General features: G+C 73.2%; 17 protein-coding genes. 9 read left to right on the forward strand and 8 right to left on the reverse strand.

The window, feature by feature from the left end; translation table 11 throughout:
- Positions 1-126: 126 nt before the first annotated feature.
- Positions 127-1,452, reverse strand: a complete 1,326-nt coding sequence (locus tag Q8X39_RS05295; RefSeq protein ID WP_305748593.1) for a GNAT family N-acetyltransferase — start codon at positions 1,450-1,452, stop codon at positions 127-129.
- On the opposite strand from Q8X39_RS05295, the gene Q8X39_RS05300 reads away from it, so the two are divergent.
- A complete protein-coding gene (locus Q8X39_RS05300) occupies positions 1,451-3,163 on the forward strand; it encodes an NAD+ synthase (protein ID WP_305748594.1) in 1,713 nt (570 codons plus the stop codon). The two genes, Q8X39_RS05295 and Q8X39_RS05300, sit on opposite strands and share 2 nt — an antisense overlap.
- 69 nt (positions 3,164-3,232) lie before the next feature.
- Positions 3,233-6,133 (forward strand): zinc-dependent metalloprotease, encoded by a 2,901-nt coding sequence (locus tag Q8X39_RS05305; RefSeq protein ID WP_305748595.1) that lies wholly within the window; start codon positions 3,233-3,235, stop codon positions 6,131-6,133.
- Between the two features lie 33 nt (positions 6,134-6,166).
- Here Q8X39_RS05305 and Q8X39_RS05310 read toward each other — a convergent pair whose 3' ends face one another.
- Positions 6,167-6,430, reverse strand: a complete 264-nt coding sequence (locus Q8X39_RS05310; protein ID WP_305748596.1) for a hypothetical protein — start codon at positions 6,428-6,430, stop codon at positions 6,167-6,169.
- On the opposite strand from Q8X39_RS05310, the gene Q8X39_RS05315 reads away from it, so the two are divergent.
- Positions 6,429-8,180: a methyl-accepting chemotaxis protein gene (locus Q8X39_RS05315; protein WP_305748597.1), complete on the forward strand. Its 1,752-nt coding sequence runs from the start codon at positions 6,429-6,431 to the stop codon at positions 8,178-8,180. The two genes, Q8X39_RS05310 and Q8X39_RS05315, sit on opposite strands and share 2 nt — an antisense overlap.
- Before the next feature lie 33 nt (positions 8,181-8,213).
- Here the strand turns inward: Q8X39_RS05315 and Q8X39_RS05320 are convergent, their stop codons facing one another.
- Positions 8,214-10,037 carry an aminopeptidase P family protein gene (locus tag Q8X39_RS05320; RefSeq protein WP_305748598.1) on the reverse strand — a complete coding sequence of 608 codons (1,824 nt, stop codon included), beginning with the start codon at positions 10,035-10,037 and terminating at the stop codon, positions 8,214-8,216.
- A gap of 258 nt (positions 10,038-10,295) precedes the next feature.
- On the opposite strand from Q8X39_RS05320, the gene Q8X39_RS05325 reads away from it, so the two are divergent.
- The gene (locus Q8X39_RS05325) at positions 10,296-10,823 is read left to right on the forward strand and encodes a hypothetical protein (protein ID WP_305748599.1); all 528 of its coding nucleotides are present in this window, start codon (positions 10,296-10,298) and stop codon (positions 10,821-10,823) included.
- 12 nt (positions 10,824-10,835) lie between these two features.
- Here Q8X39_RS05325 and pdeM read toward each other — a convergent pair whose 3' ends face one another.
- The gene (pdeM, locus tag Q8X39_RS05330) at positions 10,836-11,504 is read right to left on the reverse strand and encodes a ligase-associated DNA damage response endonuclease PdeM (RefSeq protein WP_305748600.1); all 669 of its coding nucleotides are present in this window, start codon (positions 11,502-11,504) and stop codon (positions 10,836-10,838) included.
- Positions 11,505-11,512: 8 nt separating this feature from the next.
- A complete protein-coding gene (locus Q8X39_RS05335; protein WP_305748601.1) occupies positions 11,513-14,263 on the reverse strand; it encodes a ligase-associated DNA damage response DEXH box helicase in 2,751 nt (916 codons plus the stop codon).
- A gap of 161 nt (positions 14,264-14,424) precedes the next feature.
- Here Q8X39_RS05335 and Q8X39_RS05340 point away from each other — a divergent pair, with 161 nt between their 5' ends.
- The 3 genes from Q8X39_RS05340 to Q8X39_RS05350 are packed head-to-tail and all read left to right on the forward strand — an operon-like array spanning position 14,425 to position 15,793.
- The gene (locus Q8X39_RS05340) at positions 14,425-15,225 is read left to right on the forward strand and encodes a DNA/RNA non-specific endonuclease (RefSeq protein WP_305748602.1); all 801 of its coding nucleotides are present in this window, start codon (positions 14,425-14,427) and stop codon (positions 15,223-15,225) included.
- A 57-nt stretch (positions 15,226-15,282) separates the two neighbouring features.
- A complete protein-coding gene (locus Q8X39_RS05345; protein ID WP_305748603.1) occupies positions 15,283-15,525 on the forward strand; it encodes a type II toxin-antitoxin system Phd/YefM family antitoxin in 243 nt (80 codons plus the stop codon).
- A gap of 4 nt (positions 15,526-15,529) precedes the next feature.
- Positions 15,530-15,793, forward strand: a complete 264-nt coding sequence (locus Q8X39_RS05350; protein ID WP_305748604.1) for a Txe/YoeB family addiction module toxin — start codon at positions 15,530-15,532, stop codon at positions 15,791-15,793.
- 80 nt (positions 15,794-15,873) lie between these two features.
- On the opposite strand, the gene Q8X39_RS05355 is transcribed toward Q8X39_RS05350, so the two are convergent.
- Positions 15,874-17,229, reverse strand: a complete 1,356-nt coding sequence (locus Q8X39_RS05355) for a TAXI family TRAP transporter solute-binding subunit (protein ID WP_369538094.1) — start codon at positions 17,227-17,229, stop codon at positions 15,874-15,876.
- A gap of 28 nt (positions 17,230-17,257) precedes the next feature.
- Positions 17,258-18,151 (reverse strand): EamA family transporter RarD, encoded by an 894-nt coding sequence (gene rarD, locus Q8X39_RS05360; RefSeq protein ID WP_305748605.1) that lies wholly within the window; start codon positions 18,149-18,151, stop codon positions 17,258-17,260.
- A gap of 191 nt (positions 18,152-18,342) precedes the next feature.
- On the opposite strand from rarD, the gene Q8X39_RS05365 reads away from it, so the two are divergent.
- Positions 18,343-20,517, forward strand: coding sequence for a hypothetical protein (locus tag Q8X39_RS05365; RefSeq protein ID WP_305748606.1), 2,175 nt, complete (start codon positions 18,343-18,345; stop codon positions 20,515-20,517).
- Between the two features lie 14 nt (positions 20,518-20,531).
- Here the strand turns inward: Q8X39_RS05365 and Q8X39_RS05370 are convergent, their stop codons facing one another.
- Positions 20,532-21,770, reverse strand: coding sequence for a hypothetical protein (locus Q8X39_RS05370; protein WP_305748607.1), 1,239 nt, complete (start codon positions 21,768-21,770; stop codon positions 20,532-20,534).
- A 55-nt stretch (positions 21,771-21,825) separates the two neighbouring features.
- Here Q8X39_RS05370 and Q8X39_RS05375 point away from each other — a divergent pair, with 55 nt between their 5' ends.
- Positions 21,826-22,401 (forward strand): hypothetical protein, encoded by a 576-nt coding sequence (locus Q8X39_RS05375; RefSeq protein WP_305748608.1) that lies wholly within the window; start codon positions 21,826-21,828, stop codon positions 22,399-22,401.
- The last annotated feature ends 74 nt before the right edge of the window (positions 22,402-22,475 follow it).

A 22,475-nucleotide genomic window follows, 5' to 3' on the forward strand; every position in this document is an offset into this window, starting at 1 on the left:
CGCGGAACCGAAACCGTGTTCACCGCGCCCGGAGGTGCCGCTCGGCATCGCATTCAAAACCCCGTTGAACCAGGTTTTGGAACGGTGGCCCATCGGCGCCAGCCCGTCGGACACGGCGTGTCCGACCTACCGGGTTCGATCTGGCGCCGGTTGTTCAGGCGTCGTGCCGTCGAGCGCTCCGGCCTTGAACGGGTTGTGCTCCCCCAGCTCATCCACATACGCCGCCATGCCCTCGCCCTCGCGCGCGAGGTGGCGGGCCACCGCATCGTGGAAGCCGGGGTCGGACAGGACGTGGGCCGACCAGGTCGTGACCGGGAGGAGGCCGCGGGCCATCTTGTGCTCGCCTTGCGCGCCGCCTTCGAAGCGTTGCCAGCCGTGGGTGATGCACCACTCCAGCGGGGTGTGGTAACAGGCCTCGAAGTGCAGGCAGCGCACCGGCTCGGTCGCGCCCCAGTAGCGGCCCCAGGCGACGCGGCGGTCGGGGTCCAGCGCGATCAGGGATCGGGCGATCGGCACGCCCTCGCGTGAGCCGGTCACCATCAGCCAGTGTTCGGGCAGCTCGCGCGCCATGCGGGTGAAGAAGTCGCGGCTCAGGTAGGGCGTGCTGTGGTGGGCCCGGTAGGTCAGCGTGTAGCAGTGGTGGAAGTGGTCCCAGTCGGCCTCGGTGATCTCGCGGCCGACGAGGGTGTGCATCGTCACGCCGGCCTCGCGCACGTAGCGCCGTTCCTGCTGGACCTTCTTGCGCTTGTCGCGCTGCAGGCTGGCGAGGAAATCGGCCATGTCGGCATAGGGCTGCGGCTGGCGGTTCTCCCAGTGGAACTGGACCGTGCGGCGCAGCAGCCAGCCGGCCGATGCGGCGCAGCGGCGGTCGGCCTCGTCCATGAACAGGATGTGGGCCGAGGACAGGCCCATCGCCTGCATCTGCTGCTGCATCACCCGCAGCAGCCGCAGCCGACCGGCGTCGTCGCGCGCCAGCAGCCGCGTGCCGGGCACCGGCGTGAAGGGCACCGCGCCGAGCAGCTTGGGGTAGTAGCGGCCGCCGGCGCGCTCCCAGGCATCGGCCCAGGCCCAGTCGAACACGTACTCGCCGTAGGAATGGCGCTTGATCCACAGCATCGCCGCAGCCTGCAGCGCGCCGGACGGTTCGCGCGCGGCCAGCACCAGCGGCTGCCAGCCGGTCTCGGCGCAGGCGCTGGCGCTGTCGACCAGCGCGGCCAGGAAGGCGTGGCGCAGGAAGGGCGTAGGCTGGCCGGTGTCGGCCAGCAGGGCGTCCCAGTCGGCTGCGTCGACCTCGTCCAGGCCGGCATGCAGGCGCCATTGCCAGGCGTCGATGTCGGGCCGGGGCGACCCGACCGGGGCTGCGCGCGGGTGTCCTTCACCGGCGCCGTCCGGGGGCTCGCCGCTACCATGCCAAGCAACCCTGCTGCCGCGATCTTCCGCACCGCTTTCCATGTCCTCACCGACCTCCGTGTCGTCCGCCGCCGGCCTGGCGGTGGCGCTGTTGCAACTCAATCCGACCGTGGGCGACCTGGCCGGCAACGTGCGCCACATCGCCGCCGCCGCGCGGTCCGCGCATGCGGCCGGTGCCCGCGTCGCCGTGGCGCCGGAGCTGGCGCTGTGCGGCTATCCGCCCGAGGACCTGCTGCTGCGCCCGGCCTTCCTCGACGCCTGCGAAGCCGCGCTCGCCGAGCTGGCCAGCCAGCTCGCCGACCTGGCCGACCTGTTCGTGGTGATCGGCCATCCGCGCGACCTCAAGCGTGAACTGGCCGGCCATGCGGGGCATGTTCGCACGCGCTCCTGGGCGCTGCAGGGCTGCCTGAACATGGCCTCCGTGCTGCACGGCGGGGCGGTGGTGGCCAGCTACGCCAAGCGCGAGCTGCCCAACTACCAGGTCTTCGACGAGCGGCGCTACTTCGTCAGCGGTCGTGATGCCGGCCTGGCCCCGGTCGTGATCGAGGTCGACGGCCGCCGGCTGGGCCTGCTGATCTGCGAGGACGCCTGGTTCGACGAGCCGGCCGAGGCCGCCCGCGCGGCCGGCGCGGACGCGCTGCTGGTGCTCAATGCCTCGCCCTTCCACCTCGGCAAGCCGGCCGAACGCGAATCCCGCATGGCGGCGCTGGCGCAGCGCATCGGGCTGCCGCTGCTGTATGCGCACCTGGTGGGCGCGCAGGACGAGGTGGCCTTCGACGGCGCATCCTTCGCGGTCGATGCGCAGGGCCGGCTGGCCGCCCGCGCGCCGATGTTCGAGGAAGCCACGCTGGTGGTCGACCTGCTGCCCGGCGGCGCGCTGCGCGGCCCGGTCGCCGAACTGCCCGAACTGGAGGCGCAGGCCTGGGGCGCGCTGGTGACCGGCGTGCGCGACTACATCGGCAAGAACGGCTTCCCGGGCGCGCTGATCGGCCTGTCCGGCGGCATCGACTCGGCGCTGGTGCTGGCCATTGCGGTCGACGCGATCGGCGCGGCGCGGGTCCGCACGGTCATGATGCCCAGCCCCTACACCGCCGAGATCTCGTGGATCGACGCGCGCGACATGGCCGAGCGCCTGAAGGTGCGCTACGACGAGGTCAGCATCGTGCCGATGTTCGACGCCTTCCGCGCCACGCTGACGCCGCTGTTCGAGGGCCGTCCGGAGGATGCGACCGAGGAGAACATCCAGGCCCGCATCCGTGGCACGCTGCTGATGGCGCTGTCCAACAAGTCCGGCTCGATCGTGCTCACGACCGGCAACAAGAGCGAGATGGCGACCGGCTACTGCACGCTCTACGGCGACATGGCCGGCGGCTACGCGGTCATCAAGGACGTCGCCAAGACGCTGGTCTACCGCCTGGCCTCATGGCGCAACCGGCAGGCCGACGGCCCGGTCATCCCCGAACGCATCATCACCCGGCCGCCGTCGGCCGAGCTGCGGCCCGACCAGACCGACCAGGACAGCCTGCCGCCCTACGAGGTGCTGGACGCGATCCTGGCGATGTACATGGAAGAGGACCGCTCGCTCGACGAGATCGTCGCCGCCGGCTACGCCCCGGCCGACGTCGAGCGCGTGACCCGGCTGATCAAGTTCAACGAGTACAAGCGCCGCCAGGCACCGATCGGCCTGCGCATCACGCACCGCGGCTTCGGCCGCGACTGGCGCTACCCGATCACCTCGAAGTTCCGCGCCTGAGCGGGTCGGGCCGAGTCGTCCGCCCCGCTCCGATCGAGCCTCCCACCAAGCCCCGAGACACGAGCCCCGATGCCGCCACGCCCGAACGCCGCACCCGTCCGCCTGTCCCTGTCCCTGTCCTTGCCCCTGTCCCTGTCCTTGCTGACGCTGCTGGCGGCCTGTGCGCAGACCGGCGGCACGGTCGAGCCGGGCCCGGCCGCTGCCCCGGCTCCGGCCGCCGCCGCGACGGCCAGCGCCGCACCCGCGCCGTCCCGCGCGGCACCGGGCGCCGGGCCGGCTTCCGCAGCGACGGCGACGCAGGCGACCCCGGCCGCCCCGCCCGCGCCGGGCCAGCCGCCGGCCTTCGCCACCGTCATCAAGGACGCCCGCCGCAGCGAGGGCCTGCTGCCGGTCTGGCAGCGCGAGGACAAGGTCTGGTTCGAGCTGGCCGAGTCCGACTTCAACCAGCCCTTCTTCCTGTCGCCGAAGATCGCCGGCGGCATCGGCGAGGGCCGGCTGAGTGGCGGCCTGATGCTGGGCGGCGGTGCCTGGGTCGAGTTCCGGCGCGTGCACAACCAGGTCCAGCTGATCGAGCGCAACGCCGACTACATCGCCCGGGCCGGCACGCCCGAGGCCCGCGCGGTGGCTGCGGCCTACTCGCCCAGCCTGGTCGCCAGCACGCCGCTGGCCAGCGCGCCGCACCCGGAGCGCAAGACCGTGCTGATCGATGCCGCCGCGCTGCTGATGGGCGACTGGCCCGGCCTGGCCAGCGCGTTGCAGCGCAGCTACCGCCAGAACTACGGCTACGACGGCCGCAACTCGGCCATCACCTCGGTGCGGGTGCAGCCCGAGCTGATCGTGTTCGAGCTGCAGAACCACTATGCCGCGCCCAACCTGAGCTTCCCGCAGCCCGGCGCGACACCGCCCGGCGCGCCGCAGCCGTCCTTCCCGAGCACGCTGCCCGACCCGCGCAGCCTGTTCCTGCGGCTGCACTACTCGCTGACGCGCTTGCCGGCCGAGCCGATGCGCCCGCGTCCGGCCGACCCGCGCATCGGCCACTTCACCACCGTCATCCAGGACTACAGCGACGACCTGGCGCGCAACGCCAAGGTGCGGCACGTCAACCGCTGGCGGCTCGAGAAGAAGGACCCGTCGGCGGCGCTGTCCGAGCCGGTCAAGCCGATCACCTACTGGATCGACCGCAACGTGCCGCTGAAGTACCGCTCGGTCATCAGCGACGGCATCCTCGAATGGAACACCGCCTTCGAGAAGATCGGCTGGCGCCAAGCGATCGAGGTCCGCATCCAGCCTGACGATGCCAGCTTCGACACGCTCGACACCGGCGTCGCGTCGGTGCGCTGGATGCTCAGCGCCCAGCCCGGCCTGGCTGGCATCGGCCCGAGCCACGTCGACCCGCGCAGCGGCGAGATCCTCGACGCCGACATCGCCTTCGAAGGCAACTCGCTGCGCTTCCAGCGCCTGCTGCGACGCCAGATCCTGGCCGAGGGCGGGCAGACGGACTGGTCGTCGGTGCTGCAGGTCGGCTCGGCCGGCAGCCAACCGGCCAGCAGCGGACTGGCCAGCAGCGGACCGCTCGCCCCGGCGGCCGCGCTGCGCGCCGCGCTGACCGGTGCGGATGCGCGCTGCCAGGCCGCCGAGCAAGGCGCGTCGCAGCTGGGCTATGCGCTCGAACGGCTGGCGGCCGATGCCGGCACGCCCGGGGTCGACGAGGAGGCCACCGAGGCGGCGGCCGAGGCGCTGGTGCGCGTCTACCTGAAGAACCTCGTGATGCACGAGGTCGGCCACACGCTGGGGCTGCGGCACAACTTCCGCGCCTCGCATGCGGTCGACAGCGCCCGGCTGGACGATGCCGAATGGACCCGCGACCACCCGATGTCCGGTTCGGTGATGGACTACGTGCCGGCCAACCTGCCGCGGCCCGGCGCACCGGCACCGGTGGCCTACCAGCAGCAGCTGGGGCCTTACGACTTCTGGGCCATCGAGTACGCCTACCGCAGCCTCGGCCCGGCCGACGAGCGTACCGAACTGGCCCGCATCGCCGCGCGCAGCGCCGAACCCGAACTTGCCTTCGGCACCGACGAGGACGCCGGCCTGGGCCTGGATCCCGAGACGCTGCAGTTCGACCTCGGCAACGATCCGGTCGCGCACGCCGCCCGGCGCATCGAGATCGCCCGTGACCTGATCGCGCGGGCCGAGCGCCAGAGCCTGGCCGACGGCGATGAATACGCCCGGCTGCGTCGCCGCGTCGCCTACGCGCTGCTCGACACCGGCAGCGCGGCCGGCGTCGCGCTGCGCCAGATCGGCGGCGTGCGCACGCTGCGCGACCGGGCCGGCAGCGGCCGCGATCCGCTGCAGCCGGTGCCGGCGGCGCGGCAGCGTGCAGCGCTCGACCTGATCGCCCGTCAGGTCCTGTCGGCCGACGGGCTGGTGGTCTCGCCGACGCTGCAGCGCAAGCTCGCGCCCGACTTCTTCGACCGGGCCGAGAACCTCGGCCTGGGCGGCCCGACGCCGACCGAGTTCATCCCCGACCTCGTGCTGGGCGGCCTGCAGCGCAGCGTGCTGGCCCAGCTGATGAGCGACACGCTGGGCCAGCGCCTGCTGGACCACCAGGGCAAGGCCAGCGGCCCGGACGACGCGCTGACGCTGGCCGAGCTGCTCGACCGGGTCCGCGCCGAGGTCTGGAGCGAGCTGGCCCGGCCCGCCGCCGGTCGCATCGAGCCGCTGCGCCGCGACCTGCAGCGCGACCACGCCACCCGCCTGTCCGGCGCGCTGATGCGGCCGTCACCCGGCCAGCGCGCGGAGCTGCGCAGCCAGCTGCGTGCCCAGGCCCGCGAGCTGCACGCCAGCCTGCGTCGCAGCGTCGCGGCGCGGGTCTGGGACGCGCCCTCACGTCGCCACCTGCAGGACCTGCTCGACGATCTGGGCGAGGCGCTGGACGCCAAGGTGGTGCGCTCGGTCAGCGGCGGCTGACCGTCGTGGCTGAGGTCGGCGGTCGGTGAGCAACTACCGGTCGTGCGCAGCCGCTTGGATTTTTTGATCGCCGTCCGCTGCGTGGATGGCATCCTGATCCACGCAGGCGTGGCGCGACACGCGGGCCGGACGCTTCGAATGGGGGCGGAAGGCTTGCGTGTTCTGCGCCTTCTTCGCGGTCTGCGTGGTCTGCGCGTTTGCCGGTGCGGCATCCCGCAACTCGTGGCTTGCCGGTGAGGCCGGTGCGCGAAGAATGGCGGACATCCGCCACACCTGCGCCTTCGTCGCCATCGCCATGCCCACCATCGCCCCGTCGTTCCTCCAGCGCCTGACGCTGAACGTCGCGCACCGCCTGGCGCTCGGCTTTGCCGCGCTGCTGCTGGCGATCGTTGGCGTGGGCGGCGTGGCGCTCTACCAGCTCGACCGCCTGCAGCGCGAGTCCGAGGCTGCCGAGGCGCGCCTGGCCAGCCGGCTTGAACTGACGCTCACGCTGCAATCCGGCATCGACCGCGTCGCGCTGCATGCCCGCAACCTCGCACTGGCCGAGGACACGCTGGCCCGGACCCAGGAGGCGCGGCTGCTGAACCAGGCGCTGGCCCGCGTCGATGCGCTCGAACGGCGCCTGCGCACGCTCGACTGGGACGGCGCCAGCCTCGGCCTGCTCGACGGCTGGAGCGCGGCAGCCGGCACGGTGCGGCCACGCCTGGACGCGCTGACCCGCGCGGGTCGCGCCGCCAGCCCTGCCGGCGCGGATGGCTTGCCTGCCGCGCTGGCCCAGCTGCGTCCGGTCGAAGCCGCCTGGCAGGAGCAGACCCAGGTCCTGATCGACCACGTCGGCGCCCAGGCCCAGGCCGCCGCGACGGCGCGGCGCGTCGAACACCCGCAGGTCCGCGAGCAGCTGGCGACGCTGCTGATCGTCTGCCTGCTGGCCGGTGGCTGCATGGCCTGGATGCTGGTGCGCCCGCTGGGCCAGGTGCTCGGGGTGCGCGAGATGCGCGAGATGCGCCAGCCGGCCCGGACAGACCGACGCGGGGCGCAGGCCATGCCGGCCCAGCCCGAACGTGCGGCCCCGACGGACGCCGCGGCGATCGACCTGACGCAGCCGGCTGCGCCGGCCACGCCGGCCGTGTCCCCCGCGCCGACGGCGCCCGAGCCGCCGATGCCCGCGCCCGTCGAGGTCATGCAGGAGCTGCTCCAGCGTGTCCAGTCGAACCCGGCGCAGCCGGTCTCGCCGGCGCGTGAAGCGGCCACGGCCCTGGGCGCGGCGGATGCCGCGCCTGCCGTCCTGGCCGATCCCGACCGGCTGGTCGCCAACGCCGTGCAGGTCGCCGAGCGCGGCAGCGAGGTCGTCACGCAGGTGGTCTCCAACATGGAGGACATCTCCGCGTCGAGCCAGAAGATCAACGAGATCCTGGCCACCATCGACGGCATCGCCTTCCAGACCAACTTGCTGGCGCTGAACGCCGCCGTGCAGGCGGCACGGGCCGGTCACGACGGCCACGGCAGCCACGGTGCGGTGGCCGGCGAGGTGCGCGGCCTGGCGCAGCGCGCGGCCAGTGCGGCGCGCGAGATCAAGGGCCTGATCAATGCCTCGCTCGACAAGGCCGAGGCCGGTGGCCGGCTGGTGCGCGATGCCGGCGCGACGATGGATGCGATCGTCTCGTCGGTCCAGAGCGTCACCGAACTGGTCGGCCAGATCGGCAACCAGGCCGAGAGCCAGACGCCCGAAACCCTGCAGCAGGCCGACCGCTCGGTCCGCCACCTGGACCAGCTGACGCGCCAGAACGCCGCGCTGGTCGAACAGAGCGCCAGCGCCGCCGATGCGCTGCGCGACCAGGCCGAGCGGCTGCAGAAGGTCGTCGCCGCCTTCCGGCTGCTGCAGCAGACCCAGGAAGCGGCCTGGACCGCCCACACCGCCATCCACAGCGCCCGCACGACCTCGCGCGGCGACACGCTGCCCGGCGGCCTCGATGACCTGCCGCCGGCCGCCCGCCCGCGAGGCAAGGACGGGGAGCCGCCGGCGGGCGGGGACTGGAAGAACTTCTGACGACAGGCCGGGTCGTCGGACCCGGCCGCGCGCTCAGATCGGCTCGGTCCGCCGCAGCAGCCAGTCCAGCGCGTCGCCGGTCACCCGTGGCGACAGGCGCTGGCGGACCTCGGCGTGGTAGGCGTTGAGCCAGGCGCGCTCGTCCGGGCGCAGCAAGGCCGGGTCGATGCAGCGGGTGTCGATCGGGCACAGCGTCAGGGTCTCGAACTCGAGGAAGTCGCCGAAGCCCTCGTTGACCGCTGCCGGCACGTTGAGCACCAGGTTCTCGATCCGCACGCCCCACTGGCCGGCACGGTAGAGACCCGGCTCGATCGAGGTGATCATGCCCGGCTGCATCGCCATCTGTGGCTCGGGAATGGCCGGGGAGATGCTCTGCGGTCCCTCGTGCACGTTGAGGAAGTAGCCCACGCCGTGGCCGGTGCCGTGGCCGTAGTTCAAGCCGGCTTCCCACAGCGGCGCGCGTGCGATCGCGTCCAGCATCGGCGAGAGCGTGCCCAGCGGGTAACGGGTGCGTGACAGCGCGATCGTGCCCTTGAGCACGCGCGTGTAGTCGGCCTTCTGGGCCGCGCTGGCCAGGCCGATCGGCCAGACCCGCGTGATGTCGGTGGTGCCGCCCAGGTACTGCGCGCCCGAATCGATCAGCAGCAGGCCCTCGGCGACCAGGCCGTCCGGCGTCGAGATCGGCGCATGTGATTCGGGCGTGGCACGGTAGTGCGGCATCGCGCCGTTGGCGTTGAAGCCGGCGATGGTCGGGAAGCTCAGGCTGACGAAGCCGGGCTGCCTGGCGCGCTCGGCGCTGAGCCATTCGTCGACCGTCAGCTCGGTGATCGCCTCGCGGCCCAGTGCGGCCTCGAAGCGGGCGTAGAAGGCGCACATCGCGGCACCGTCGACCTCCATCGCCGTGCGGATGTGGGCGGCCTCGGCGGCGGTCTTGCGGCTCTTGGCCAGCGTGCTGGGGTTGATCGCCTCGATCACCTGCACGCCCGCACAGACCGCCTCGCGAAAGCCCAGCGTGATGCGGCGCGGGTCCAGCAGCAGCTTCGCGCCGTCGGGCAGCGCGGCCAGCGCGGCGGCGGCGCCGTCGTAGGGCGCCAGCACCAGGCCGTCGCTGGCCAGCGTGGCGGCCAGGGCCGCATCGACCTTGCCGGCACCGACGAACAGGGTCGCCGCGCCGCCGGCCGGGATCAGCAGGTGGGCCAGGAAGACCGGGTTGTAGTCGACGTCCGCGCCGCGCAGGTTGGTGATCCAGGCGATGTCGTCGACGGTCGAGACGAAGTGGTGGCTCGCCCCCTGGGCCTGCATCGCCGCACGGACCTGGGCCAGCTTGTCGGCCCGGCCGACGGCGGCCTCGGGCGGGCGGTGCTCGTAGACGGCGGCCGCCGGCAGCGCCGGGCGGTCGGACCAGACCTCGGCCAGCAGGTCGACATCGGTGCGCAGCGCGATGCCGTTCGGTGCCAGCGCCTCGGCCAGCGCCTTGGCACTGGCCAGGCCCATCACGGTGCCGTCGACCGCCAGGGCCTGCCCGTGGGCGACCAGCGGCGCCAGCCAGCCGACCAGGTGGCCGACCGCGCCGTTGGGCACCTTGACCAGCTCGACGCCGGTGCCGGCGAGTTCGAGCTCGGCCTGGACCCAGTAGCGGCTGTCGGCGAACACCGCCGCGCGTTCGGCGGTGACGATCAGCGTGCCCATCGACCCGGTGAAGCCGCTGTAGCGCACCCGGCCCTGCCAGCGCTCGGGCAGGTATTCGGACAGGTGCGGGTCGGACGAGGGCACCAGCACCGCCGCCAGGCCGTGGCGGTGCAGCGCGAGGCGCAGTTCGGTCAGACGCTGGCGGATCGGGTCGGTGCGGGTGTCCATGGGCGGGGCGTCTTTCAGGAAGAGGTGACCGGTCGATTGTGGCAAGCGCCCGGGGCGATCCCGCCGCCCTGGCACGCAAGTCCTTTGGCGCCCGGGCGGAAGGCACATCCTGTGACGTTGGACACGTTTGTCGACGCCTTGTCACGCGTCGTCGCTAGTGTGCGGTCGACTCCGGCACCGCCGACGCCGACGCCGACCGCATGCCGGAGCGGAGCGGCCGCCTGTCGTCCTGGGCTGCCACCATCCGATCCTCACACCATGTCCGCTTCACCCGTCCTGTTCAAGACCGACCTGGGCCGCGCGGTGTTGCGCGACCGGGCCTTGCCACAGGCCCAGGGGCTGAACCGGGCGCGGCGCTCCCTGCTGATCATGGTGGACGGCCGCCGCACGCTGCGCGAGCTGGGCCCGGCGATCGACGCGCTCGGGCTGGTCCGCGAGGACCTGCAGTGGCTGGTCGACCGACGCCTGATGCGCTGGGGCGACGCCACCGGCTCGCCGGTCCTGGCCGGCGAGGCCGGGCCGACCCGTCCGGCCGGCAACCGCTCCGTGGCGGGCGCGAAGCTCTATGCGCTGGACCTGCTCGGTCGCTTGCTCGCGCAGGAGGACGCACCCTTGCGCGAGGCGGCCCGCGCGGTGACCCATGACGCACACCTGATGCCCTGGCTGCGGCAGTGCGCCGTCGACATCGCCCGCCGCAGCACCGAGGACCGGGCCGCGCTGTTCCTGGTCAAGGTGCAGTCGATGGTGCCCGAACACCTGCTCGACCCGATCGGCGATCCGGCCTGAGCGGCGCGGCCCTCAGGGCAGCCGCCACACCCGTCCGTCCGCCACCGCGACCAGCGTCACGCCGGCCGTGCGGTGCACGACATGGCCGCCGGTGAACTCGCCGAAGGCCGGCAGCACCAGCGCACGCGGACCGGCCTGGAAGCAGGGCAGGCGCACGCTGTCCAGTCCACGCCCGATGCGCACGACCGGGTGGACGTGGCCGGCGATGACGTAGGCCGGCGCGGCCGTCGCCGGGTCGTGGCACAGGGCCAGGCCGGCGCAGGCCAGCGGCTCGTCGACGACCTCGATGGCCAGCTCGGGCGGTGGATCGCCGGCATGGTCGTCGTGGTTGCCGCGCACCAGCGTGATCGCCAGCCCGGCATGCCGTGACCGCCAGCCGGCCAGCGCGGCCAGCGTCGCCGGCGCCCGGCCGCTGGCCGCGTGCAGCAGGTCGCCCAGCACCACCAGACGGCGCACCGGCCAGCGCGCCAGCAGGGCGTCCAGCCGGGCCAGGTTGGCCTCGGTCGTGCCGGCCGGCACCGGCACCCCCAGGCGGCGGAAGCTCGCGGCCTTGCCGATGTGCACGTCGGCCACCAGCAGCAGGCCGGCATCGGCCAGCCAGGCGGCTCGCTCGGGCAGCAGCGTCAGCGGGCGGCCGTCGGGCAGCGGGTGGTCCAGATGCGGGGTCCAGGCGGGCGGCATGGCAGATGTCAGGGCTTGCGTTCCCGCCGCCGACGCGGCGACTTCACGGCGGCCGGATCGGCTGGCGCGGGCTGGCCCTGGGCGGCGGCTTCCAGCTCGGCCAGCAGGCGCTGCACGCGCTGGTTCAGCGGCTCGTTGCTGATGCGTTCGCGCAGCCGCTCGACCATCAGCGGGAAGCCGAAGGGCGTGATGCGCGCCGGCCGGGTCATCACGACCTCGCCGGCGGCCATGCGGGCCAGGCAGCGCTGCAGCCGCTCGACGTCCAGCTCCTGGGCCAGCGTCTCCGCCTCGGCCTGCGCGAGCAGCAGGTTGCCGGGGTCGAACTTGCGGAACACGTCGAAGAACAGGCTGGACGAGGCCTGCACCTGGCGCGTGCTGCGCGGCGCGCCGGGGTAGCCGGTGAAGACCAGCCCGGCGACCCGGACGATCTCGCGGAAGCGGCGCTGCGACAGCTCGGTCGCGTTGAGGGCCTGCTGCAGGTCGGGCATCAGCCGCTCGGCCGTCAGCAGCCCGCGCCCGGCCGAGCCGGGGCCTTCGGGCAGCAGCAGCGCCGGCCAGTCGAAGGGCGTGCGCGACAGCAGCTCGAAGCCGTGGTCGTTCATCGACAGGCTGAAGGTGCCGGGCCGGTCACGCGCGGCCCGCCAGGCCAGCAAGGCGCCCAGTCCGATGTGGACCATGCGCCCGGCCAGCGGGTAGCAGAACAGGTGGTGGCCCTCGTCGGATTGCAGCAGTTCGAAGACCAGCCGGCCGGTACGCGGCAGGGCCGACTGGCGCGCCTGCAGCGCCAGCAGCGGGGCGAGGGTGCGCAGCTCGGGCGGGGTGTCGTCCGGCAGGTCGGCGTGTGGGGTGGAGGGCCGCTCGGCCGCAGCCGCCTCCAGCGCCGGCAGCAGCGGCTCGGCCCGTGCGAGCAGGGCCAGCACGCTGTCGGCCAGCTCGCTGGACAGCGGCATCTTGCCGCCCTGCCAGGTCGGCACCGCGCCCTGGTTCTTCGGTGCCGGCTTGACGTAGGCGGTCAGGTCGCGCACCCGCACCAGCTGCAGCACCCGGCCGCTGAAGATGAAGCAGTCGCCCTCGCGCAGGCTGGCCAGGAAGCCTTCCTCGATCGAGCCGAGCCGGCCACCGTTGAGCCACTGCACGCTCATCGACGCGTCCGACACGATGGTGCCGATGGCCATGCGGTGGCGCCGCGCGACATCGCGCCGCATCACGCGGTGGCGGCCGTCGGCCGGGTCGCGCTCGATGCGGTGGTGTTCCGGATAGGCCGCCAGCGCGTCGCCGCCATGCACCGTGAAGCCCAGGCACCAGTCGAAGGTCTCGCGGTCCAGGTCGCGGTAGGGCCAGGCCAGCCGGACCTCGTCGAACAGCGCATCGGGCTCGAAGCCTTCGCCGACGGCCAGCGTCAGCAGGTGCTGGATCAGCACGTCGATCGGCCACGGCGGCGGCTCGCGCGACTCGATGCGGCGGGCCAGCGCGGCCTCGCGCGCGGCGGCGCCTTCCAGGATCTCCAGCGCATGCGTGGGCACGACCGTGATGCGCGAGGGCCGCCCCGGCGCATGACCCGACCGCCCGGCGCGCTGCAACAGCCGCGCAATGCCCTTGGGCGAGCCGATCTGCAGCACCCGTTCAACCGGCAGGAAGTCCACCCCCAGGTCCAGGCTGCTGGTGCAGACCACCGCCTTGAGCGCGCCGTTCTTCAGCCCGGCCTCGACCCACTGGCGCACGGCGGGATCGAGCGAGCCGTGGTGCAGCGCGATCAGCCCGGCCCAGTCCGGCCGCGCTTCCAGCAGCGACTGGTACCAGACCTCGGCCTGCGAGCGGGTGTTGGTGAAGACCAGGCAGGACGCGGCGGCGTCGATCTCGCGCACCACCTCGTCGCGCAGGCGCAGGCCGAGGTGGCCGCCCCAGGGGAAGCGCTCCAGCGTCTCGGGCAGCAGGGTGTCGACCGTCAGCGCCTTGGGCAGCGAGCCCTGCACCCGCACGGCGTCTGGGCCGGCCAGCGCCTCGGCCGCCAGCGCCAGGTTGCCCAGCGTGGCCGACAGGCCCCAGACCCGCAGCGCCGGGTTGAGCCGGCGCATCCGGGCCAGCGCCAGCATCACCTGGGTGCCGCGCTTGTTGCCGAGCAGCTCGTGCCACTCGTCGACGATCAGCACCTCGGCATCGGCCAGCACCGCCGAGCCGTCGGCCAGCGCCAGCATGAGGCTCAGGCTTTCCGGCGTCGTGACCAGCGCGGGCGGCCAACGGTGGCGCTGGCGCGCCTTCTCGGCCGCGGCGGTGTCGCCGGTGCGCATGGCCACCGTCCAGCCCATGCCGATGCCGTCGCAGGCGGCCTGCAGCGCCTGGGTGGTGTCGGCCGCCAGCGCCCGCATCGGCGTGATCCACAGCACCCGCGGACCGGTGCGCGCGGGCGGTTCCGGCCGCGCCCGGCAGACCGCCAGCGCACCGAACCAGGCCGCCAGCGTCTTGCCCGCGCCGGTGGTGGCGTGCAGCAGGCCACTGCGGCCGTCGCGCATGTGAGCCCACACCTCGCGCTGGAAGTCGAAGGGCTGCCAGCCGCGCCGGGCGAACCAGTCCTCGGCATCGGCGGCGACCGGTCCGGCCGGCCGACGTGGCGTGGACGGGCCCGGCGAGCGAGCGGGCGCTGACGTCGCCCGCTCGCGCCGCGCCTGGGCCCGCCGCAAGGCGCTCAGCTGCGTGCCCACGTTGGGGCCCGGCGGCAGGCCGCCACGCCAGGGCGGGTCGTCGGGTGGGTGGGCACTCACGGTCGGGAAGGTCGGGTGGCGTCGGCGGTTGGAAGGCGGGCTGGTCAGGGGCAGGACGTGCCGCTTGGGGTCAACCTTCTGGGGGAATCAGCCGCAACAGCTTAGCGCGCACCGCTGCCTAGACTGGCCCGCGCCCCATCCAGCCCTGAAGCGAGACCCCGATGCGCCTGCCCGCCCTGACGATCTGCCTGATCCTGATGACGCTTGGCGCCTGCGGCGGCGGCGGTGCCGATGCCGGCAAGAGCGTCTTCGACCCTTCTGGCGACAACGCCGGCGCGCACCGCGTCGTGCCGCTGAACCACGGCGCCTACCAGCTCGACTACGACTGCGACGACCGGCTCGCCGTGCGCTACGCCTACACGCTGACGACCGACACCGGCCACGCCGTCCGGCCAGACGTCTACACCCAGGTCGATCCCCTGCTGCCAGCGGGCTGCCCGGCGCAGCTGAGCGCGAATGCGTACGCCGCACCGGGCTGGGCGCGCGGCCACCTCGTCGCCGCCAACCACATGGACGCCAGCGACGCGCTGATTGCCCAGACCTTCCTGATGAGCAACATCGTCCCGCAGCGGGCGGCCTTCAACCAGGGCATCTGGGCCGAGGCCGAGGCCATCGCCGAATGCTGGCGCGACGTCGCGCCGGTCCAGGTGATCGGCGGCGTGCTGGCCAACGACAGCGCCAACGACCTGTTCCGGACCTCGCACGGCGTCGCCACGCCGGACGTGTTCTGGATGATCCTGGTCAGCGCCGACCCGGCCCGCCCGGGCCAGCAGCGTGCGCTGGCCTGGTGGATCCCCAACATCGATGCCACCGGCACGCTGGAGAGCCGCCGCGTCAGCATCGCGACGATCGAGGCCAGGGTCGGCGCCAGCCGGGTCGGCCTGCCGGCGCTGGCGGCGGCGCTCAAGACATCGGTCGGCGCGGCCTGGGGCGTGCCGGCGGGAGGGTGTCTGGCGGGGTGACGTGTGGGAGTGGACTTGTCGTACGAAAAGTCGTACGCTCTTCGGGAGGAGACCACCATGACTGTCCTGTCCGCCAGTGAAGCCCGCGCCAAGCTCTATCGACTCATCGATGAGGCGGCCGAATCCCATCAGCCGGTCCTCATCGCCGGCAAGCGGGCGAGCGCCGTGCTGGTGTCGGCCGAAGACTGGTCAGCGATCCAGGAAACCCTCCACCTGCTGTCGGTGCCGGGCATGCGCGAGTCGATCAGGGAGGGCATGGCCGAACCTCTCGACACGAGCGTTTCGACGCTCGACTGGTGACCGGGTGGCTTGGCAACTGCTGTTCGCCCGCCATGCGCAGAAGGACGCGCTGAAGCTGGCGGCTGCAGGCTTGAAATCCAAGGCGCAGGCCTTGCTCGATGTGCTGGCCGAAGACCCTTTCCGCAACCCGCCTCCCTACGAGAAACTGGTCGGTGACCTGGCTGGCGCCTATTCGCGACGCATCAACATCCAGCACCGTCTCGTCTACGAAGTCATGGTGGAGCAACGCGTGGTTCGGGTCCTGCGCATGTGGACGCACTACGAATGACGCGGGACCGGGTCTTGCCGCCCTGCGACCGCTGCGGCCCGACGCTCCGCCCCATCACCCCACCCAATCACCCCGCCCCATCACCCCGCCTGCAACCGCCGCCGCACCAGCTGGATGTGGCTGCGCAGCGCGTACAGCTCCTCGGCATGCGACAGGGGCACCGGCAGGCGTTCGACGCGGGCGTCCAGGGCCTTGAGCTCGTCTTCCAGGCCGGTGACGGCCTCGGGCGTCAGGGCGGCGTCGCTGGCGCGTTCCTCGATGTCGCGCAGCGTGCCGTACCAGCGGAAGATGCGCGAGCGGATCCGCATCGTGTAGAGCGGCGGGACGATGCGCGACAGCGGGATCACCACCGCGACGATCGACACCAGCACCACCCACATCCGGTCGATCAGGTTGGCCAGCCAGAACGGCAGGTAGCGCTGCAGCAGCGGCGTGCCGCTCTCGTAGTAGCGCTGGGCCTCGGTGGCGAGCGCGTAGTCGCTCGCGCCGGCCTGCGGGAACTCGCCCTTGCGCTGGAACCAGTTGCCCTCGCCGTGGATGCGCCCCGCCGCCTGCACCAGCAGCTGCTGCAGGGCAGGATGGGTGTCCTCGCGCACGACCAGCGTGGCGTTGGCGGCCAGCAGGTGCAGGTCCTGGCGCGGCAGGTCGCGGGCGAGGTCGACCACGCCGCGCGGCAGCAGCACCGGCTGGACCTGCGGCACGCGCCGCGCGTAGGCCTCGGCCTGGGCGAAGTCCAGCAGCCGGATGCCCGGCGTGATCAGCAGCATGCGCACCAGCGGCGACTCCGGCGCCGAGACCAGCGCCATCGCGTCGATGCGGCCGGCCAGCAGCTCGACCACCGCCGGCGTCGGCTCCAGCCGGCCGAGCTTCTGGGTGCGCGGGTCGATGCCGTTGGCGTTGAACAGCCGGCGCATCACGTTGGTGACGCCGCTGCCCTCGTGGCCGATGTTGATCTTCCAGCCCTTGAGCTGCGCCAGGCTGTCGAGCGTGCGGCGGTCGTGGCGCTCGACCGCGGCGGCCTCGCGGTAGAACACCCAGACCGGCTCGCGGAACAGGTTGCCCAGGCTGGCCAGGCCTTCGGGCGGGGCCTCGTCCGGGCCCAGCTCGTCCTGCGCGCCGCCCTGCACGAAGGCGGCCTCGACCTCGCCGGACTGCAGCAGCGCCAGGTTCTCCTGCGAGCCCTTGGTGGTGCGCAGCTCGACCTCGATGCCGTGCTTCTTCAGCGCGCTGGCGTAGCGCGGGCCGAACTCGGCGTAGGCGCCCTGGGCCGGGCCGGTGGCCAGCACCATGCGCTGGGGCGGCGTCGGGCTCAGCACGCGGTAGGCCAGCACCATCAGGCCGATGGCCAGCAGCAGCACGGGGCCGGCGGTCAGCAGCAGGTCGCCGATCTGCAGCAGGGTGGTCTTGAGCTTGCGCATGGGGAAGGGGAGGGTCACGGGGTCGACAGGTTCAGGGACGGGGGGCTCAGACCGGCTCGGCGTCGACCGGGTCACGCGGCCGGTGGCGCCACAGCATTTCGGCGCTGAAGACGGCGCAGGCGATCCAGATCAGCACGAAGCCCTGCAGCCGCGCGCCGCCGAAGGGCTCGCCGAACAGCCACACGCCCAGCGCCAGCTGGATCGTCGGGCCGATGTACTGGAGCATGCCCAGCAGGCTCATCGGGATGCGCTGGGCCGCCGCGCCGAAGAAGATCAGCGGGATGGCGGTCAGCGGTCCGGCGGCCGCCAGCAGCAGCTGCGTACCGGGGCTGGCGTGCGCGAAGGCGGTGCCGCCGTGCAGGCCTGCCCACAGCAGGCCGACCCCCGCGATCGGTGCGAGCAACAGGCTTTCCAGTGTCAGGCCTTCGAGCGTGCCCAGCGGTGCGCGCTTGCGCAACAGGCCGTAAGTCCCGAACGAGGCCGCCAGCGCCAGCGAGATCCACGGCACCTCGCCGGTCTGCCAGGCCAGCCAGCCGACCCCGGCGGCGGCCAGGCCGACGGCGGCCTTCTGCGCCAGCGCCAGCCGCTCGCCCAGCACCAGCCGGCCGAGCAGCACGTTGAACAGCGGGTTGATGAAGTAGCCCAGGCTGGCCTCGACCACCCGGCCATGCGTGACCGCCCAGACGTAGATGAACCAGTTGCCCGCCAGCAGCACCGAGCTGCCGACGAAGGTGGCCATCACCCGCCGGTCGGCCAGCGCCACGCGCAGCCAGGCGGTGCGGCGCAGCGCCACCATCAGCACGGCCATGAAGACCAGCGACCAGACCACGCGGTGCGCCGTGATCTCCAGCGCCGGGATCTCCGAGACCAGCCGGAAGTACAGCGGGAACAGCCCCCACAGCGCATAGGCCGTGGCGGCCTGCAAGGCGCCGCGGCGCATCAGTCGGGACGCCGCAGGGGCGGCGTGGCGGGGCGGTTCAGGCGGCGCATGGCGGTGCGGATCAGGGCAAACACGGGGTCGGCAGGATAGCGGGGCACCGGCCGCAGCGCCCGGCGCCGAAACGCGGATTCCAGTCATTGATGCGCTGCGGGCGGGCCTGAAAGATCGATCCCGTATTCCGGGAGCACGACTTGAACAAGACGATGAACGCGGCGCTGGCCTGGACCACGGCGCTGTTCCTGAGCGGCCCGACCGGTGCGGTCGAACCCTCGCGGACCGAGCCGGTCCGGCTCGAATGGATCGTGCGGGCCGTGGCCGCGCAAGGCCAGGCCGACCGCGTCGAGGTCCGCCGCGAGTCCACCGCCCAGGTGCCGGCACCGGGCGAGCCACTGGAGCTGGTCAGCGCGTCGGCGGGCGTGCTGACGATCCTGCGGGTCACGATGGACGGCGCGGTGACGCACGCCGAACACCTGCTGCCGGCCTTCGACTCGCGCTATCCGGAGGTCCTGGTGCATCCGCGCAGCGGCGCCATCCTGATGCATGGACATGCCCGCTCGGTGCTGCAGGTGGTCGAGTGGCGGCGTGACGGCAGCCTGATCGAGCGGCTCTACCTGAGCCATCCGGAGATCGCGTCGCTGTACCAGCGCCAGGTCAACGACAGCGTGCAGCTGCTGGGCGACGCCACCGACGGCTACTGGGCGCTGGACCGCCGCAACGGCACGCTGCTGCGCATCCAGCCGGGCGACATGACCGACCGGGCCGAGGTGACGAAGTTGGCGACCGCACCCGACTGCTGCCGCGCGGCCGCCATCGGCGCCGAGCGCACGCTGTGGCTGCTGGGCGCCGGCGGCGTCGTGCAGCGCATCGGCCCGCAGGGCGAGGTGCTGGCGCGCACCCAGGTCAATTTCGACGCCCGGGGTGACCGCAGCTTCGGCGACGGCCGCCTGTTCCCGGCCGCGACCGGCGTGGCGCTGCTGTCGCCCGACCAGACGCAGCTGGTCCTGCTGGATGGCCAGGCCCAGGTGCGCAGCCGCCATGCGCTGTGCGCCGCCCGCCCGGTGGGGCCTGCGACGGTGGCCAAACCTGGCGGCAGACCCGGCGACCAGGCCGCCGAGAAACCCCTGTCCTGCGCACGCGAGGCAAAGCGCGCCGGCCGGCTGAGCGCCTTCGCCTACGCGATCGGCCTGGCCGACGGCCGCGTGCTGGCCGGCGATGGCGAGCGCATGGCCGTGTTGTCACCCGACGGCGGGATGCGCCTGCTCGGCGGCTCGTCGCCCTGCGACAGCGACCTGGAGGCGCTGCGCCGACGCCCCGCCGGGACCACCTTCCAGCCCTGCCATGACGACAGCTTCCGGGCCACCGCGCTGCAGCGGTCCGAGCCGGGCGTGCCGGTGTCGACCTGGCTGCTGGCCTCGCCGGACGATGGCCTGCGCCACCGTTACCTGCTGAGCTGGCCGGAGTCGGGCGGGTCAGCCACCCCGGCTTCCACCCCTGCTTCCAACCCGTCATCCGGCATGACGCTCGGCCTGCCCCCGCCCACGGGCGGCTTGCTGCAGGGCCTGTCGTCGCAGGCACGCGACCTGCGCACCCGGCTGGAGGACACCTTCGTCGACCTGCGCCACGGCGCCCGGCCGCCGAACGGCTGGGACGAGACCACCGTCGGCCGCCTCATCGGTGCCGAGCTTTACACCCGGGCCGTGCTGTCCGAGGGGGCCGATCACCTGCCGGACCGCGAGGGCCAGCCTGGCTCGGTGCTGCGTTACCTGCGCCGCGAAACCAGCGATTTCGCGGTGCTCGATCCGCGCACCGTGCTCGTCTACACCTGGAGCCGGGGCGACAGCGCCTTCTGGCGCTACGACGTCGCCACCCGGCGCTTCGACGGCCAGCGCCTGCGCCTGCGGCCCCAGCCCGCCGCCTGTGGCGGGGCGATGCGGGCCGAGCCGACGTCCTTCGAGTCGCAGCTGACCAATGCCTGGGGCGGCGAGACGCTGCTGCTGGACAACGGCCGGCGCCAGATCGGCCTGATCACGCCGGACCTGAAGCTCAGCCTGCTGGCTTGCCTGCCCGCCCCGATCGCGCAGGGCCTGCCGCGCAGCGGGCGCAGCGTCTGGCGGATCGGCGCGGCCGCGCGTGACCTCGACGGCCGCTGGTGGCTGGGCATGAGCGACGGCAGCGTGCTGCTCCAGTTCGGCGAGACCTTCGTCCCGGCCGATTTCCGCAGCGGCACGGCCGACGACGCGGTGCCCGGACGCCAGCGCCAGCGGCTGCGCGGCATCGTCCAGCTGCTGCCCGGGCCGGCCGGTGGGATGCTGGTGATCGCCCCCGGCGGCATCGCCCGGCTCGACCGGGTCGGTGGCGCGCCGTGAGCCGGTCCAGGCCGTCAGGGCGAGGCGGGGCAGAGCGTCAGCCGGCGCGCGCAGTAGGCCTTGCGGACCTCGGGCTCGGTGGCCTGGGCCCCACGCTGCATCTGTTCGCGGGTCAGCGGCAGCGGCGAATCGGCCAGGGCCCGGCGCAGCCGGGCCGAACCGCCGGCCAGCACCGCATCGACGTAAGGGGACCATTGCGCGTCGCTCAGGGCCCGGCGGCCACCACGGAAGACACCCAGCATGTTCGGGTTCGGGTCCAGCAGCAGGCGCTCGAAACGGGCTTGCGTCAGCTCGAAGTCCTTGCGCTGGACGCAGCGGTAGCGGACCGTGAAATCGGCGTCCTGACAGGCCCGTTCCAGCTGCGCCGGGGTCGGGCGCACGTCGGCACGTTCGAGCGTGAAGGTGCGCACGTGCGGGTCCGGGTCGGTCAGGCCGGCCTCGACCTGTTCCGGGCTGAGGCGGGCGCTGGCCAGGCTGTACCAGAGCCGGCGCAGCGGCAGGTCGGTGCTGGCCAGGCCGCGGGCCAGCTCCTCGGCGGTCGGCTGGAAGTCGGGCCGCCGGGTGATGCGGAAGGCCACGTCGAAGCCGCCGCTGACCAGGGCCAGGCGGGCTTGCGCGATCGGGATCTCGCCGCCGCCCGGTGCGGACGCGGACGGGCTGGCCCGCGCCTTCTCGCGGTCACGCTCAAGTTCACGTTCCCGCTCCCGGTCCAGCCAGCCCACGATGGCCGCATCCCCGGCCCCGCGCAGCAGCTGCCGGTCGGCCTCGGTCAGGCTGACCGCGCGGTTGCTCACCAGCTGGCGCAGCACCGGCAACTCGCGCTGGCCGAGGATGCGTTCGACCAGCTCGCGCGTCAGGTCCGGCCGGCCGGCGGCGGCCAGGCGCAGCAGCAGCAGCGGGCTGTCGATCGCCGCCCGCAGACGGGCCGGGTCCAGCACCACCGGCGGGACGGGCCGGTCCGTCAGCTCGGTCAGCAGCCCGAGCCGGCCCTCGCGCTGCAGCGTCGCGAACTCGGCGCCCAGGCGCTCGACCTGGGTCGGATCGGTCGACCGCAGGGGGTGCGACAGCCAGTGCAGGTCCAGTCCGGCCGCCCGGGCCGCGCCAGTCAGGGCCACGAGCATCAGCACCAGTGCCGCGACCAGCCGGACCGTGATCCTCGGCAGGTGGCCGGCGCGTCGTGCTGCCGTCCCGCCAGGAAGCTGTTTCCAACGTTCTTCCCTCTCGCTTTTCCACTGCAGCAGGAGCTGTTCCATGAAGGTCCTTTCGTGTCGTGATCTGTCCGTTCGAAGCGGGTTGTGCGCCTGCGCCGTGGCCCTGGCTGCGGCCAGCCTGCCAGCGCCTGCGGCCGCACAGGCGGGGGTGACGCGCCAGCAGGCCAGCCGGGCGGCCTGGCGCTTTGGGTCGCTGGCGCTGATGAGCCTGCTGACGCACCGGCTGCACCAGCGCGGACTGGCCCGCATCGACCTGTGCCTGGCCGCGCCGGCGCAGGCCGTCCGCCGGCACGAGATGAGCCAGGCCTGGTCGCGGCTGCACGAGGTCTCGCTCGGCCGGGCCGACCGCATCCTGTCGATCGCGTTCTACGAGCGCGTACCCGTGGTGAAGGGCGGCGGCGATGGGTCGGGCTCGCTCGACGAGCAGGGCTGGCGCGACATCGTCGCCCTGCGGCCCCAGCTGCCGATGCTGGCCTACCTCGCCGGCCGCCAGGAACTGCTGGCCCAGCCGGCCGGCAACTGCGAGGCCGAGCTGGCGCGCATCGCCTCCGGCGAGGACAGCATGGACCGGCAGCTCGCGCGCCGCGACGCGGGCTACCCGGACCTGATGGCGCTGGACCTGGACCACCCGGAGCGACTGGGCGACCCCGAGCGGCGCGGCATCGACCGGTGATGGCCGATGGCGTGGAAGGCCGGTGAGGCAGGACGGGTTGGCGGTCGACATGCCGGCTTTCTAGGGCGGCGCGG

It is taken from the genome of Leptothrix discophora (genome assembly GCF_030705305.1).
GTDB lineage: Bacteria > Pseudomonadota > Gammaproteobacteria > Burkholderiales > Burkholderiaceae_C > Sphaerotilus > Sphaerotilus discophorus.

Bases quoted from the DNA above. Each gene is read 5' to 3' on its own strand.
- rarD (WP_305748605.1), bottom strand. From the start codon at position 18,151: ATGCGCCGCGGCGCCTTGCAGGCCGCCACGGCCTATGCGCTGTGGGGG.
- Q8X39_RS05340 (WP_305748602.1), top strand. From the start codon at position 14,425: ATGCGCCTGCCCGCCCTGACGATCTGCCTGATCCTGATGACGCTTGGC.
- pdeM (WP_305748600.1), bottom strand. From the start codon at position 11,504: ATGCCGCCCGCCTGGACCCCGCATCTGGACCACCCGCTGCCCGACGGC.
- Q8X39_RS05300 (WP_305748594.1), top strand. From the start codon at position 1,451: ATGTCCTCACCGACCTCCGTGTCGTCCGCCGCCGGCCTGGCGGTGGCG.
- Q8X39_RS05305 (WP_305748595.1), top strand. From the start codon at position 3,233: ATGCCGCCACGCCCGAACGCCGCACCCGTCCGCCTGTCCCTGTCCCTG.
- Q8X39_RS05325 (WP_305748599.1), top strand. From the start codon at position 10,296: ATGTCCGCTTCACCCGTCCTGTTCAAGACCGACCTGGGCCGCGCGGTG.
- Q8X39_RS05370 (WP_305748607.1), bottom strand. From the start codon at position 21,770: ATGGAACAGCTCCTGCTGCAGTGGAAAAGCGAGAGGGAAGAACGTTGG.
- Q8X39_RS05310 (WP_305748596.1), bottom strand. From the start codon at position 6,430: ATGGCGATGGCGACGAAGGCGCAGGTGTGGCGGATGTCCGCCATTCTT.
- Q8X39_RS05345 (WP_305748603.1), top strand. From the start codon at position 15,283: ATGACTGTCCTGTCCGCCAGTGAAGCCCGCGCCAAGCTCTATCGACTC.
- Q8X39_RS05320 (WP_305748598.1), bottom strand. From the start codon at position 10,037: ATGGACACCCGCACCGACCCGATCCGCCAGCGTCTGACCGAACTGCGC.
- Q8X39_RS05295 (WP_305748593.1), bottom strand. From the start codon at position 1,452: ATGGAAAGCGGTGCGGAAGATCGCGGCAGCAGGGTTGCTTGGCATGGT.
- Q8X39_RS05315 (WP_305748597.1), top strand. From the start codon at position 6,429: ATGCCCACCATCGCCCCGTCGTTCCTCCAGCGCCTGACGCTGAACGTC.